Origin of the sequence: Streptosporangium sp. NPDC001559, assembly GCF_042893955.1 — a bacterium.
In the GTDB taxonomy this organism is placed as follows: Bacteria; Actinomycetota; Actinomycetes; order Streptosporangiales; family Streptosporangiaceae; genus Streptosporangium.
The window spans coordinates 212146-226442 of record NZ_JBIAVG010000008.1 but is presented as its reverse complement, the minus strand read 5'-3'; the positions used below and the strand labels follow the sequence as shown (position 1 = coordinate 226442).

At 69.0% G+C, this 14297-nt stretch carries 12 protein-coding genes; 2 read left to right on the top strand and 10 right to left on the bottom strand.

All coding sequences use genetic code 11. The annotated features are described in order from the left end of the window. Window positions 1–91 precede the first annotated feature (91 nt). The 9 genes from ACFYY8_RS19930 to ACFYY8_RS19890 form a co-directional block, all read right to left on the bottom strand. Window positions 92–2923 carry a hypothetical protein gene (locus tag ACFYY8_RS19930; RefSeq protein WP_390042834.1) on the bottom strand — a complete coding sequence of 944 codons (2832 nt, stop codon included), beginning with the start codon at window positions 2921–2923 and terminating at the stop codon, window positions 92–94. 40 nt (window positions 2924–2963) lie between these two features. Beyond that, window positions 2964–4304 (bottom strand): lipopolysaccharide biosynthesis protein, encoded by a 1341-nt coding sequence (locus tag ACFYY8_RS19925; protein WP_390042832.1) that lies wholly within the window; start codon window positions 4302–4304, stop codon window positions 2964–2966. A 34-nt stretch (window positions 4305–4338) separates the two neighbouring features. Beyond that, window positions 4339–5133 (bottom strand): polysaccharide deacetylase family protein, encoded by a 795-nt coding sequence (locus tag ACFYY8_RS19920; protein WP_390042830.1) that lies wholly within the window; start codon window positions 5131–5133, stop codon window positions 4339–4341. Between the two features lie 5 nt (window positions 5134–5138). Next, window positions 5139–6080, bottom strand: coding sequence for a glycosyltransferase family 2 protein (locus ACFYY8_RS19915; protein ID WP_390042827.1), 942 nt, complete (start codon window positions 6078–6080; stop codon window positions 5139–5141). A 2-nt stretch (window positions 6081–6082) separates the two neighbouring features. Further along, window positions 6083–6910, bottom strand: a complete 828-nt coding sequence (locus tag ACFYY8_RS19910; protein WP_390042825.1) for a glycosyltransferase family 2 protein — start codon at window positions 6908–6910, stop codon at window positions 6083–6085. Between the two features lie 152 nt (window positions 6911–7062). Then, window positions 7063–8190, bottom strand: a complete 1128-nt coding sequence (locus ACFYY8_RS19905) for a GNAT family N-acetyltransferase (RefSeq protein WP_390042823.1) — start codon at window positions 8188–8190, stop codon at window positions 7063–7065. Beyond that, the gene (locus tag ACFYY8_RS19900) at window positions 8187–8558 is read right to left on the bottom strand and encodes a hypothetical protein (protein ID WP_390042821.1); all 372 of its coding nucleotides are present in this window, start codon (window positions 8556–8558) and stop codon (window positions 8187–8189) included. The genes ACFYY8_RS19905 and ACFYY8_RS19900 overlap by 4 nt, the downstream gene beginning before the upstream one ends. A gap of 423 nt (window positions 8559–8981) precedes the next feature. After that, window positions 8982–10754, bottom strand: a complete 1773-nt coding sequence (locus ACFYY8_RS19895; RefSeq protein ID WP_390042819.1) for a substrate-binding domain-containing protein — start codon at window positions 10752–10754, stop codon at window positions 8982–8984. 174 nt (window positions 10755–10928) lie between these two features. Then, window positions 10929–11588, bottom strand: coding sequence for a cation transporter (locus ACFYY8_RS19890; protein ID WP_390042817.1), 660 nt, complete (start codon window positions 11586–11588; stop codon window positions 10929–10931). Window positions 11589–11710: 122 nt separating this feature from the next. Between ACFYY8_RS19890 and ACFYY8_RS19885 the strand changes: the two genes are divergently transcribed. Together ACFYY8_RS19885 and ACFYY8_RS19880 are read left to right on the top strand one after the other, a co-directional pair. Beyond that, window positions 11711–12481 (top strand): DUF4184 family protein, encoded by a 771-nt coding sequence (locus ACFYY8_RS19885; RefSeq protein ID WP_390042815.1) that lies wholly within the window; start codon window positions 11711–11713, stop codon window positions 12479–12481. Beyond that, window positions 12474–13331 carry a TrmH family RNA methyltransferase gene (locus tag ACFYY8_RS19880; RefSeq protein WP_390042813.1) on the top strand — a complete coding sequence of 286 codons (858 nt, stop codon included), beginning with the start codon at window positions 12474–12476 and terminating at the stop codon, window positions 13329–13331. Before ACFYY8_RS19885 ends, ACFYY8_RS19880 begins: the two co-directional genes overlap by 8 nt. On the opposite strand, the gene ACFYY8_RS19875 is transcribed toward ACFYY8_RS19880, so the two are convergent. Then, entirely contained in the window at window positions 13328–14227 is a 900-nt protein-coding gene (locus tag ACFYY8_RS19875) for a D-alanyl-D-alanine carboxypeptidase family protein (RefSeq protein WP_390042811.1), read from the bottom strand. The genes ACFYY8_RS19880 and ACFYY8_RS19875 overlap by 4 nt on opposite strands. Between the last annotated feature and the right edge of the window lie 70 nt (window positions 14228–14297).

Below are 14297 nucleotides of genomic sequence, written 5' to 3'. Positions count from 1 at the left end.
ATGACCATCGAACCGTCCTTCAACATGCCGCGCGCGTCACGCGCCCCCGGCGATAGTTGGTCCTTATACCGGGGGCCCCGGAGGCTCGCGCCTATTGGATCTGGTTGAACCCGATGACGATGAAGCGTTCGACAATCACCGCGACCGCCAGCAGGAATGCGGGAACCGCGACAAACAGGATGCGTCGTCCCCTCTTCGAAACACGGCCGGGATCGCGCAGCTTTTGCATCTCATAGACAAACAGTGCAATCCAGGTGACTCCGAGGGCGCCGAGGCCGATCGGGGTCATAGGGGAGCCGCGGTCGCCGAAGCCCGTAAGGGGACGCGGCTGCGGGATCTCGGCGTTCTCCGGATACGTCTTCAGCGTGTACACGGCGGCGTCGGGGCTGTCGAAGACCCGCTTGAGCTCCGGTGACGCGTCGAGGGCGGCCCGGAAACGCTTGCTCCAGTCGGTCGGGAAACCATGGTTGAGCTGCAGGTAGGCGGCCTGGCCACGGCTCGCGACCAGGTAGGTGTTCGGTGGGGAGACACGGAACTTGTCGATCACGGAGGACAGCTGCTCCGGGTTCTTGTCCACGAGCACCTGCTGATACTCGATCTTGTCGAAGTCGCGCTCGCCCCACGGGATGGTCGGCGTGACCTCGGGACCGATGATCGGGACCAGGAACAGCACCCTGCCGCTGGGCTTGTCGTGCCCGTAGACGTAGTGCATCGCCTGGACCTCGTCGCTGGAGACCCGCTCGAACTGCTCGTTGCCGTAGCGGGCGACCAGGAAGGACATCGACAGTGCCATCGCGCACGCGGCGGCGAGCAGCAGTGAGATCCTGCGGGTCAGCAGCGGGTCGAGCCTGATGACGCGTCTGCGGGCCGGAACCGCCTCCTCGGGGGCGTCGGCCGTACCGGCGGGCAGGTTCGGGAAGAAGGCGTAGGCGGCGAGGATGCACGCCCCGGGCAGCGCGAACAGGTAGATGCGCAGGCCGATCTCGCCGCCGTAGCTCTGCAGCGCGAGGGCGAGCACCGGAACGCACAGCAGGAGCAGGGCGGCCCGGTCGCCGACCCCCCGGCGCAGGCGGCGCAGCAGGCCGACCGCGGCCAGCAGCAGGATGACCGCGCAGATGCCCAGACGGGCCAGCAGCACCAGCGTGTGCCTGCTGTCGCTGCCCTCGATCCGGTCGCCGGTGTTGCGCTGGAGGTTCTCCAGGATCCGGCCGAGGCCGCCGAACAGCTCCTCGATGTGGCCGCTCCAGAAGGTGACCGTCTGGTAGCTGATCCACGACAGCACGATCAGCCCGAGGAGGAACGGCAGGGCCCAGCTCAGCGAGGAACGCCGCAACAGGATCAGGCCGGTCAACGCGCCGAGCATCATGAACGGCGTGATCTGGTGCGAGGCCGTCGCCGTTCCGAACAGGACGATCAGCAGGATGAGCATGATCGAGCGGTCGTAGACGCTGGTCGAGTGGGTCAGCTCGCCCGGGGCCAGCCCGTCCAGCCTGGCCAGCAGCCGCCGGATGCGGCCCTTGGGCGGCGCGGCCGCGTCACGGACCTCCACCTTGCCGAACCAGCGCAGCACGATCGCCACGAAGGCCAGGTAGATCGCGTAGGTGAAGCCTTGCGGTGAGAAGTAGTCCTGGCCGATCCACTGCACGAGGATGAACAGCAGCGCCGCGAACCAGCGGGCTCGGGTCGTCGCGACCACCTGGCGCAGGATCAGCACGAACGGCAGCAGGTAGAGCAGGTTGGACAGCAGTGGCGTCCAGCGCAGGACCAGCGTCAGGTCGGTGACTCCGGCGGCCTTCGTGACGAACGCGACCAGCGCGAAGAACCCCGGCCACGCGAAACGGGCGTCGAGGATCGGTGAGGACGTCCCGGTACGGTTGATGAACTCGACGAAGCCCGCGTGGACGTAGGCCGTGTGGAAGCGCGGTGTGTCCTCGATGAGCGCGGCGGCGCCGTGCAACGCGAAGGTGATCACCGCCAGCTGGAAGAGCAGCAGGAACTTGCGGTCGGTGTTCTGCGCGATCGTGACGAAGAACGCCGTGATCATCAGCAGGATCGCGACGAACGAGGTGACGGGCAGCGCGGAGATCAGCCCGAGACCGTCGATGCGCGACAGGTCGACACCTCGCAACGGGCCCGGCGCGGCACGCAGGGCCAGCACGTACATGATCAGGCCCTCGATGGTCAGCAGCGGCGGGAGCCACGCCATCGCCGAGCGCGCCAGCCGCTCCGACCACGGGACACGGGGTTGGAGCGTGGGCACCGATATGGACGCGGACACCCTGACGTTCCTGGTGGCGTCCGGGTCGGCCTTCTTGGCGGATCCGGGGAGTCCGGCACGCCGGGCGGTGGGCAGCCGTACCTCGGCGGTCGCCTCCACGTCCTCGCCGTCGCCGTCTTCGCCTGATGCGGAGCCCGGTTCGGAGCCCGGTTCGGAGCCTGATGTGGAGCCCGGTTCGGGGTCCGATCCGGGGCCCGGTTCCGGATCCGGCTCGGGCTCGGAGTCCGCTTCGCTCTCGGGCTCGTCGTCGGTGACCCCCGGCAGGTCGACGACCGAGAAGTCGACGACGGAGGAGTCCGTGACCGAGGAGCCGAGGACCGAGGTGTCCATGATCGAGATGCTCGTGTCCTCGGAGGACTCCTCGTCCGTGTGGCCGGGGATGCGGAAGACCGCGGTCGGCGAGGGGTCGTCGTCGCCGGAGACGTCCGGCTCCTCCTGATCCCCGGGACCAACGTTCTCCTCGGCGTCCTCCAAACCTCCGGAGCCCTCCAGGTCCCCCGAACTCTCGGGGTCCTCGAAGTCCTTGAAGTCGTTGTCCTCAAGGCTCTCGGGAGCGGCCGGGGAAGTGGGACTGTCCTCGGGTCCGGCGTGCGTCTCCTCGGAGACGGGGGAATGCTCCCCCGCCTCTGCGGCCTCCGATTTCACGTCATCACCTGAGCGTTGCCTCACGTCTACATCATGGGGGTTATACGGACCCGGCCGTGACGACCGTATTTGATCTTTCCCCACCGTTGAGCATTTTGCGAAGGTCGGGGAAGATCAGCGCGGCGATCAGCAGCTCACTCAGCAGCAGCGCGTAGCCGACGGCCTCGATCCCCGCCGAGGGGAACAGCACCAGGGTGCTGGTGAGCACGAGCACGGCCAGGAAGACCTGGACGAACGCGAGCCTGCGAGCCTTTCCCAGAGCCCGCAGACCGCTCAGATAGATCTCGATCAGCACCCTGGGCAGCACCGCCAGGGCCATCAGCTGCAGCAGCAGTGTTCCCCGGTCGGCGAAGTCCGGGCCGAAGATGCGCAGGATCAGGGGCGCCGCGAGAATCGTCACGATCACGATCGGGATGATGATCATGAAGGACCGGCGCAGCGCCCTGCGGGAGTTCGACGCGAACCGGTCCCGGTCGAAGGATCCCTCGACGGTCAGCGAGGTGGCCATGTTCATCGCCAGCAGCTCGATCAGCGAGCCCAGCGTGTGGGCCATGGAGAACAGGCCGAAGGTGACCTCGTCCACCCTGGCCGCGATCAGGACCGGGATCAGGTAGACGCTCGCCAGGATCGACAGCGTGCCCGGGTAGTCTCCCGCGAGGAAGCGGCCCACCTCGCCGAAGGCGAGCGGTCTGGCCGTGTCCTTCGTGCGCGCGACGTGCCGGGGGATGACCTTCCTGAACAGCAGGAGGTTGATCGGGATCAGGGCCATCGCGGCCGGGATGATCCATGAGACGAAGATGCCGTCGCGGGGCAGCGCGAACGCCAGACCCACCAGCATGGCCATCTTGACCAGGCCGTAGCACAGGCTGCTCACCGGCACCCACGTGGCCTTGCGCAGCCCGGCCAGCGTCACGTCCTCCAGCGTGAACACCGACCAGACCAGCGTCGAGGCCAGGAAGAACAGCCCGGGGCCGAGGCCGCCGAGCGAGGCGTAGGTCGGCCCCCACCACGGCAACGTGAGCAGGAACCCGAGCGCGGCGACCACGCCGGTCGCTCCGGCGACCGCGTACGCCCTGACGATGAGCGCGGGCGTGCGCCGTCCGGCCACCGGGATGAAGCGCGCCAGCGCCCCGACGAACCCCAGCGCGGTCAGCGAGGCGAACAGCCGCATGGCGGTGATCAGCGCCTGGCCCCTGCCGAAGTCCGCGGGGCCGTACAGCTGGGCGGCGAGCCACCAGTAGCCCATGCCGAGCACCGCGGTGATCGCGGTGTTGGCCATGAGCGCGTAGCCGTTGCGGAAGAGCGGGTTGCGCAGATCGCGCGTCACCCGCTGCCGCAACCCGGCGAGCCGCCCTTGCGGCTCGTCCGTCGTCGCGCTCATGTGTCGCCTCCCCCCACGTCCGAGGACGTGTTCCTCACGCCAGACCGCGCACCCGGCGCAGGCCGTAGCGGGTCCTCCTGACGACGGCGTAACCCTTCGTCAGGACGCGTTGCCTCATGTAGATCAGCGGGACCTGGCTGCCCTCGACGGCCCGGCTGAACATCCCCATCGAGGTGCCCTCGGCCACGGTCAGGCGTGGTAGCGCGAGCACGTCGTGCCTGTCGGCGGCGATGGCGTTGCTCACCGCGCAGGCGGCCCAGTAGCCGGCGCGCCGCACCTCACGTCTGACCCGCCCGCTTGAGTAGCCGTACGGGTAGGCCATGGTCGCGACCGGGGCCCCGATCTTGTCCTCGAGCAGCGCCTTGTTGCGGCGCAGCTCCTGGCGGAGCCGGTCCTCGGGTAACTGGTCGAGCTGGGGGTGGCTGTGGCTGTGGCCGCCGATCTCGATGCCGCACGAGGCGGCCTCCCGGGCCTGGCTCCAGGTCAGCATCGTGTCCAGCGGCCTGCCCGCCGCGTTCTCGCCCGCGTCCCTGACCCACCCGCTGGTCAGGAAGACCGTCGCGGGGAAGCCGAGGCGTTCGAGCACCGGCAGCGCGTGGCTGTGGAAGTCGGCGTAGCCGTCGTCGAAGGTCACCACGACCGGCCGCTCGGGCAGGGAACGCCCGTTGTTCCTGTGCAGCGAGGCGACCATGTCGGCCACGGTCAGCGGGGTGAAGCCGTTCTCCTTCAGGTAGGTGAGCTGGTCGGCGAACACCGAGGGCCGTACGGCCAGCGGTTTCGTCTCCGGGTTCGGCCGGTCGGAGATGGAGTGATACATCAGAATCGGCACGCGGATCACGATTTCGCCACCTTCAACCGGAGAGATCCGACGACGTACCCCCAGGTCGTCCAGGCGAGTCCGACCACGATCGCCACAGCCCTGCCGAACCCTGACAAATCGCCACGGAGCACGTCTCCCAGGCCCCGCAGCGCGCCGAGCGGCAGCGCCTTCAGCGCGTGCGCCCGCTCGCTCGCCAGTCCGTCCCCGGCGCCGACGTTGTGCGTGACCAGCGCCTTCGACAGGCCCTCCGCGTAACACCTGGACCGGAAGTAGGCGAACCTGGCCCGCACCTCGGGCACCTTGTGGCCGATCACCGCCGCGGGTTCGAACAGCATCACCGCGCCGGGGATCCGCTGGGAGAGCCGGATGCAGAACTCGGTCTCCTCGCACCCCAGAGGCCTGGGCTTGCGCCCCTGCACACTGCGGCCGATGCCGGTGTGGAACCCGCCGACCTGCCCGACGAGCTCCCTGCGGAAGGCGGCGTTGCCGCCCATGACGTTGCGGATCGGTGACCGCCGGGTGGGCATGCCCCGGTAGGAGCACCCGACGGTCCAGTCGAACTCGCGGGGGAACCAGCCGGGACGGCGTCCCGTCGCCCACAGCGGATTGGTCAGCCCGCCGACGCCGACGACGGCCGGATCCTGGAAGCCCTCCTCCAGTGCCTCCAGCCACCCCGCCTCCGCGACCGCGTCGTCGTCGAGATACGCCACGATGTCGCCGGAGGCCGTCGCCGCGCCGGTGTTCTTGCCGCCGGACAGCCCCTTCTCCTGCGTGTTCTCCACCACGATCACATCGGGATACTCCTGCTTGAGCCTCAGCAGCAGGTCCGCGTTGTAGTCGACCACCAGGATGATCTCGTACGGCCTGCGCCGCTGGTTCTCGACCGACGCGACGGCGGCCCGGATGTCCTCCCAGCGCTCCTCGGTGTAGACACAGATGACGACACTGGTTCTCATGACTACGCGGCGCCCTGGTCCGCCGCGGGGGTGGTGGCCGCAGGCTCGGGAGCGGCGGTGACGGGGTTGTTCCGCCACTCTCTGATGATGGTTCTCAGCACCCGGATCCCGTCCCTTACCGCGTGCAGGTTGCTCTCGCCGTGAATACGGCAGCGCTCGTGGCTGGGAACCTCCTGCACCTTGAGCCCGGCCTTGGCCGCCCTGATGTTCATCAGGGTCTCGACCTCGAAACCATCGCAGTCCAGGTTGAGCACGTCCAGGTGACGCGCCCAGAAGGCGTTGTAGCCGTAGCACAGGTCGCTGTAGCTGGTGCCGTAGATCCGGTTGACCAGTCCGGTGAGCACCTTGTTGCCGAACTTGCGGTTGAAGGTCAGGTCGTCGCTGCCCCCGCCGGACGCGTAACGCGACCCCTTGACGAAGTCGGCCCCGGTGACCAGCGCGCCGACGAACTGGATGATCTCCCGGCCGTCGGTCGAGCCGTCGGCGTCGATCATCACGATGATGTCGCCGGTGCAGGCGGCGAACCCCGCGGCCAGGGCGTCGCCCTTGCCCTTGCCGGTCTGGGTGACGATGCGGACGTTGGGCCGCAGCCGCTTGGCGACGGCCACGGTGTCGTCGACGGAGTTGCCGTCGACGAGGACGATCTCGTCGATCCACTGGGGCAGGGTCGCGAAGACGTGCGGAAGGTTCTCCGCCTCGTTCATCGCGGGGACCACGACGCTGACCGTGGGAGAGATGGCCATGTGAGGGGTGATAGGGGTGAACCGCTCAATCGGTGGCATCGCTCGCAGCGGCGGTTTGGCGTTGTGCTTGACGATGTCGGGACTCATGAAACATGTCCTTCCGGTTCGGCGGTCGTCATGACGACTGACGGGAGGACCCGGAGCCAGACACAGCCTGAGGGGGCGGCGGGAATGGCGAATGCGGTGAGGGATGCATGGAAGGGTCCTGGCGGGAGTGTTCGCTGTTACCGGGGGTCGGCCTAGCCGACTCCCCATGGTTCCTTGACGACCGTGGAGGCCGATTGGTTCTGCGCTGAGGTGCGCATCCGGCCGAAACCTTTCAGCACGCGATCGGCAAACCGATACAGATGGGGTCGATCAAGGACGATGGTGCGGGCCTTGTTGACCGGCGTGCGGCCCATCCAGTGGACCGCGGCCGCGGGGGAGGGTCGCGAGACTCGGCCCTCGGCGACGTACAGGTCGCCGCTCTTCAGCCAGGACTTGTACTCGCGGCCGCCCTTGCCCATGTCCACCTGGCGCAGCCCCGAGCCGGCCGCGTGCTCCGCCATGTGGAGGTGGTGCGTGATGCCCGGGGAGTAACGGGCGTACTCGGTGTCGTAGGCGGGGAACCAGCCGACCAGGGTGTGCGCCGTCCGCAGGCCGAAGTGCCCGGCCACGGGGGTGTCACCGGCGTAGAACATGGTCAGCACGCCCGAGAAGCTCTCCGAGCGCACCGCGTGCATCTCGTCGAGCAGCCGGACGATCCACGGCTGGGCGAAGCGGTCCACTCGCCCGGTGCGGCGGTACTGGTCCGACTTCCAGTTCAGCAGGGTGCGCAGGGTCGCGGGGTCCGTCGAGTCCCATTCGAAGCGGATCTCGCCCTGCTCACGGCCGAGCTTGCGCTCCTTGTAGCGGACGGTCTTGTAGTTCTTCGGTGAGTTCTGCTTCACCTGATCGATATAGGAGTCGAAACCCGAGCTCAGGTCCATGACCGGCGCGGGCCGTACGTCCGACTGGTGTTCGGCGAAGGTCGGCTGACCGGCGACGAGGTGGTCGAAGTCGAAGACGGAGAGCCTGCAGGCGCGCAACAGCTGTTTGGCGTCCAGGACCAGGTCGGGAACCGAGATCAGGCCGTGGCAGGTGGTGAGGAAACCGCCCAGGGGCTTGCCGATGCCGAAGTTGTGGCGCTCGTAGGGAAAGAATCCGACCGTCCGGCCACCGTCCTGGATGACGGCGACCCGGACGTAGTCGCGGAGACGGCCCATGGCCAGGGCGAACTCCACGGAGAGGAAGGGGTTGTCGAGGGACGGATCGGCCCCCTGCAACTCCCGCCATCGGGATATCTCGGACTCCCCGAGGTCACCGGGGCGAACGACGACGATGTTCACCTTGAACTGGCCCCCTGTTCGGTCTGCAAGCTTGCGCTCCCCCGGTACAACACGCGTAACACGTATATGAACCCACCGAGCACCGCGATCGTCGCCACCCCGGCGCGAGGCGACCACTTGTCAAAGGACAGCATGGCCACGGCAAGGAGGACGTTCACGACCAGGCTTGCCGCCGCACCCACTGATAGTGCCGCAAGAGGGTCACGATCACGCAACAGTCCCATCGCTGCGGCACCCGGAGTGACCAAGAGGAACAGCGGAGTGAGGACGATCCGGAGAGGGGTGTCGATTCCGGCCAGCGCGATCACGGCCCCCGCCACGCACGCAAGAGTGAGCGCCCACCCGAGCACCCTGCGATTGGTCGACATCTCCTGACTCCTGGTCGTAGTGGCATGATCGATCACCTATTCATGGGATCAATCACTGCGGACGAACGTCAATGCCGACGTTTGACCTCAGTCCATGGTTTACCGGATCGCAAAGCGATGCGTTGGCGTTATCCAGCGCGGAGTCAAGTGATCATACGATATCCGGTCAGGATTCGGATGTCTCTCTTGGGCCTTTCGCCACGCCGGGAGAGTCTCACGCGCAACCACCGAAGCCCTACGGGGCAGGGCTTTTCCGTCATATCGGGTGGGCTGGGGCAGTTGTGACAAAGGTGGCCCGGGCGCGCCGGGGGCCGCGCGGGCCGGGGGTGAGAGAAGTGACTCAAATCACGCCCTCCGCAGAGGGTCACCATCCATGTCGATCGTGTGATATGTCCGCCCTACGGCGGAGCCTCCGGGAAGGGTTCAGCAGTGCGGCGCGCAGAGGCGGCGCCGCATTCCCTCAAGGAAGAACGTGCGGACCTGTCCGATGTCCTTGGCGATGTAGGCCTCGCCGCCGGTGGCCCTGGCCAGTGCCTCCATCTGGCGCCTGCCCTTCGGCGCGTCCGGCCCGAAGGCGATGATCAGGATGCTGACCGGCCTCTCCGGGTCGTACTCCCGCTTCAGCCTCCTGAGGATCTCCCGGTCGCCGATGCCGCCCTCGGGGTCGTCGTTGCCCGCGCCGTCCGTCAGGACCACCACGGTGTTGATCTTGTCGCCCTGGTACTCCTCGTTCATCCGCCGGTAGGCGGCGGCGAGGGTGTCGTTGAGTCCGGTGTCGCCGGTCGCCCTGGCGCTGGTCGCGGCCAGTTTCCGGTTGATCAGGTCCCGGCGCAGGACGCCGTCCAGGTTCTCGGTCAACGGGCCGACCGGGACCGTCTCGCGGTAGTCGACGCCCCGGCCGTCCAGGTTCGTGGAGAACTCCCACACCCCGATCTCGCTCTTGACCGGGAACAGCTTTATGCCCTCGGTGGCGATCCTGGTGATGGCCCGCATCCGGGTCAGGCCCGTCCCCGGCACGGGGAGCGCCATCGTGCCCGAGACGTCCAGCAGGGTGAGCAACCTGGTGCCGAGGTTCAGCCGGGACCACGACCGTGACAGTCCGGCGACGGTCGCGGCGTCCGGGAGCGGCAGTGACTTCGGCGCCTGGGCGCGGAAGCCGGAGAGACCCAGGAGCGCGGTGCCCGCCCGGCCGTCCGGGGTGCGGAAACCCCGGTCCTGGAGGTCCTTCCCGGCGGCCTCGGTGGTGAGGTCGCGCAGGAACGCCTCGGCCGCGGCGCGCACGGCGGCGTCCCGGGTGGTGACGACCGCCGGGTAGTCGAGGTCGACCGTCCCCTCGGCCGGATACAGCGGGACGACGGGGACCTGCGGCTTCCTGCCGGTGTCGAAGGCCCACACGCCCTGCTCCGAGGCGACGCCGATCGGGGTCCTGCGGCCCTTGACGCCGAGACTCGCCAGCAGCGCGTCCTGGTCGCGGACGGTGGAGCCGGACAGCGTCTTGAGCGCGCCGACCAGTTCCTCCTGGCCGACGCCCGAGGCCGTCGCCGTACCCGAGGCGGCCAGCAGCGCGCCGAGCCCGGCCGCGTTGCGCGAGGGGTCGAGCGCGAGCACCCGCACCCTGCGTCCAGGGCCGTTGGGATCCGTCACGTTCGCGGCGCCGAGCATGCCCTTCCAGCTCGCCTCGCCGAGGTCGTCCCGCAGCTCCTGGACCGCGGTGCCCGGGGCGGCCAGTACGACGGGGGAGCGGGCGACGGAGGCGCCGGGGGCGGGGAAGGCCGGATCCTTGGCGCGCAGGCCGTTCACCCACAGGGAGGAGTCGGGGATCCACAGGTCCATCGCGCCGACCTCGCCCCCGCTGCCGCCCAGGCCGGAGGCCACGGCGGCGGAGGCGGTCCCGGTCACCGTGACGGTCGCGCATCCGCCGCCGGAGTCGCGGGAGGCCCTGGTGAAGCGCCCAGCGATCTCGGAGAGGGCGGGCTGGATGTCGGGGGAGGCCGTCACCCGCAGCGTGACGGGGGTCTGCGCGCACCCGCGGTCCCGGTTGACGATCACGAAGGCGGCGACGCCGAGCAGCACCGCGAGGGCGACGGAGCCCGCCAACGGCACGAGCACCGCGCCCCGTCCGCTTCTGCGCCGCCGCGGCAGGTTGTAGGAGGCGTAGCCGTCGTCGAGCTCATCCGTCCTGTGACGTCCGCTCACGATGCCCTCTTCGCGTTCGATGTCCGGAAACTAGCGGGTCACCTTATACGGAGGTTCTCCGCAATGTTCACGGAACTGTACTGGGAACGCTTAAAGTGGCAAAACACCCTTTTTGCTGTGTAAATCCCCCTGCGCGATAGAAAACGATCTCTGTGCTGTATGGGAACGGGCGGCTCAGTGGTGGCAGACGTGCCCGCGCCAGGCCTTGCGCCCCTCATGTACGGCCACTGTGGCCAGCAGTGTCGCCACCACCGGGTCGGCCCATCGGAACCCCAGGCCGTTCAGCGCGATCCCGGCCAGCACACCCACGGCCTGATAGGCGCACAGCAGGTTCTGGGTGCCTTCTCCCCAGGTCGCGGCCGAGCCGAGCCGCGCGCCCAGTCGCCGCTTGGCCACCCCGAGGAACGGCATGGCGAACAGGCTGACGGCCGTGACCACCGCGCCGAGCACGCTGGGTCTGGCCGTGTGCCCCGCCCACAGGTCGTAGACCACGTGAAGCGCCAGATAGGGGGCCAACAACCAGAAACTGATCGCCACCGCCCTGCCCGCCCTGGCCTCGGCGTGCGCCGAGTGGGTGCGCGACCCGGTGAAGCGCCACACGACGATGAGACTGGCCGCGGCCTCGACCAGTGAGAACATGCCCCAGCCGATCAGCGCGACCGAGTGCGCGGCGAATCCGGCGGCGATGCCGAGAGCGCTCTCGGCCCCGAGCCAGACGAGTGTCGCCAACGAGAGGGCGCGCGCCGTACGGGCGTCGCGCAGCCAGCGTGCGCCCTCGGGCGCATGGGGTGTGCTCCGGCAGGCCGTGGTGGTCCCTGAATCCCCAAATATCACGCCAGGTAACCTACACGCCACTCCCTGTTGTTTCAGGGCCGATTCATGAGTCGCTCGGTGGCGGATGTGACGCCATAGTCTCCTGGAGAAGAACGAATCACCGGATCTCAGGAGAAAGCTTCGTGCCGTTCACGCCCAGCCACGTCGCCGCAGTGCTGCCGTTCATCGCCTCGGCACGGGCCCGCAAGGTCCTCGACCCCTGGGCGCTCGCGCTGGGCACGATGGCACCCGACCTGCCGATCTTTCTGCCCTTCCTGCCGAACTACGGGATCTGGCACTCCATACCCGGCGCCTTCACCCTCGACCTGCTCGCCGTCCTGGTGATGTTCGCCGTCTTCCACGGACTGCTCCGCGACCCGCTGACCGCGCTGCTGCCCGCCGGCCTCGCGGGAAGGGCGGCCTCGCTGGCCCCGAAACACGACATCGGCCGGCTGCTGCCCGTGGTCTCGGGCGGCGTCGTCGGCTCCCTCACCCACCTGCTGTGGGACTCCTTCACCCACTCGTACAGCATCCGGATCTGGGGCTGGTCCTGGCTGGTCGACCCCCTCGTCGGCCAGATGCCCGCCTTCCGTGTGCTGCAGTACCTCTCAAGCGTGGTCGGGCTGAGCCTGGTGCTGTGGTGGTCCTGGCGCGGCCTGGCCCGGATGACCCCGGTCGCGGTGCCCGACCGGCTGAGGCTCTCCACCCCGGTACGGCTCGGCGTGATCCTGGCGGCGGTGGCCACGACCCTGGGGGGAGCGGCGGTGTGGCCCGTGCTCTTCCCGCCGAGGGACGGGACCGAGCTGATCACCAGGCTGGGCGCGGGAACACTGGCCGGGCTGAGCGTGCTGCTGGTCGTCTACGCCGCGGTGTGGCAGCTCAGAAAGGCCGTGGCAGTATTCCAGGATGCCTGAAGCAGCCGATTCCCACCGGGACCTTCACCGGGACCCTCACCTGGCCGACTACGCGAACCTGCGTGACGTCGAACTGCGCAAGAGCCTTGAGGCCGAACACGGCCTGTTCATCGCCGAAGGGGAGAAGGTGATCCGCAGGGCCGTCGCCGCCGGATACCCGGTGCGCTCGGTGCTGCTGACCCGCCGCTGGGCCGACTCCCTGGCCGACCTGCTCGACGGTCTCGGCGACCGGGTCCACGTGGTCGAGGACCGGGAGATGGAGGAGATCGCCGGGTTCCCGGTCCACCGCGGCGCCCTGGCCGCCATGGACCGCAAGCCTCTGCCCACGGTCGCCGAGACGCTGCGCGGCGGCCCCCGGCGTGTCCTCGTCCTGGAGGACCTGGTGGACCACGGCAACGTGGGCGCGATCTTCCGGTGCGCCGCCGCGCTCGGCGTCCACGCCGTGATCCTGTCGCCCCGCTGCGCCGACCCGCTGTACCGCAGGGCGGTGAAGGTGTCGATGGGCGCCGTCTTCGCGATCCCGTACGCGCGGATGACCAACTGGTACGACGGCCTCGCCGAACTCCGCGCGGCGGGTTTCCTGACCCTGGCGCTCACCCCCGACCAGGGCGCGACCCCGATCGACACGGCCGGTACGGCGGACCGGGTCGCCCTCCTGCTCGGCTCGGAGGGCGACGGCCTGTCCTCCCGCTGGCTGCACGAGGCCGACCAGCCGGTGTGCATCCCGATGAGCTCAGCCGCGATGAGCCTGGGCGTCGATTCCCTCAACGTGGTCGCGGCGGCGGCCATCGCCTGTCACGGCCTGATGCGCGGCGTCCTCGTCACCGGAACCGGAGACGCCCGGGGTTAGGCGTCGCCGCTGAGGGACCCGCCGTCCTCGCCCTGGTCGTCGCCCGTGCCGGAGACCTGCTCGCCGGCCCAGTCCAGGAGCCGGTTGGCGGTCTGGAAACGGCGCTCGGACTTCGCGTCGCCGAGGATCACCCCGACGAACCGGTGGCCGTCCCGGTCGGCGGCGAACGACAGGCAGTAGCCCGCGGCGCGGGTGTAACCCGTCTTCACACCCAGCGCGCCGGGCGTCTTGCCGAGCAGCTTGTTGCTGTTGGTCCAGGTGTGGGCCCGGTGCAGCTTGGAGGCGGCCACGCTGTGGCGCCTGGTCGAGACGATGCCCAGCAGCACCGGGTCACCCAGCGCGACCTGGGCCAGCTTGGCCTGGTCCTGGGCGGTCGAGTAGCCGCCGGACGGCTTGGGCAGCCCGTCGGTGTTGGTGTAGCGGGTGCCGGTCAGGCCGAGCGAGCGGGCCGCGGCGTTCATCTTGGCCACGAACCTCTTCTCGCCGGGACCGTAGACGCGGGCCAGCGCGTGGGTGGCGTCCGCCCCCGAGGGGAGCATCACCCCGTACAGCAGGTCCCGGACGGTCAGGCGCTCCCCGGCGCGCAGCGAGGCGCTGGTCGCGTCGTTCGTCGCGGCGTGCCGTACGTCGTCGGCGTTGATCCTCACGACGTCGTCGAGTCCGGCCTCGCGCAGCACGACGTAGGCCGTCATGACCTTGGTCAGGCTGGCGATCGGCACCCGCTTGGTGGCCTGCTTGGCGAACAGCGGCTTGCCCGTGGTCACGTCGAGCAGGTAGGCGACCTTCGCGGCCACCGCGGGAGCGGTCGAGGCCGCGACCGTCCTCGTCACGGCCTGTGACACGACCGGCGCCGCGGCGTGCGCGGGCACGACGAACCCGGTTGTCGCCGTGGTCACAGTGGCCAGAGCGGTACAGGCGAAAAGACGAATTCCCCCGGTTTGCATGGGGAACATGGTGGCAGAAACC

Bases quoted from the DNA above. Each gene is read 5' to 3' on its own strand.
- ACFYY8_RS19925 (WP_390042832.1), bottom strand. From the start codon at position 4,304: ATGAGCGCGACGACGGACGAGCCGCAAGGGCGGCTCGCCGGGTTGCGG.
- ACFYY8_RS19915 (WP_390042827.1), bottom strand. From the start codon at position 6,080: ATGAGAACCAGTGTCGTCATCTGTGTCTACACCGAGGAGCGCTGGGAG.
- ACFYY8_RS19910 (WP_390042825.1), bottom strand. From the start codon at position 6,910: ATGAGTCCCGACATCGTCAAGCACAACGCCAAACCGCCGCTGCGAGCG.
- ACFYY8_RS19900 (WP_390042821.1), bottom strand. From the start codon at position 8,558: ATGTCGACCAATCGCAGGGTGCTCGGGTGGGCGCTCACTCTTGCGTGC.
- ACFYY8_RS19880 (WP_390042813.1), top strand. From the start codon at position 12,474: ATGCCTGAAGCAGCCGATTCCCACCGGGACCTTCACCGGGACCCTCAC.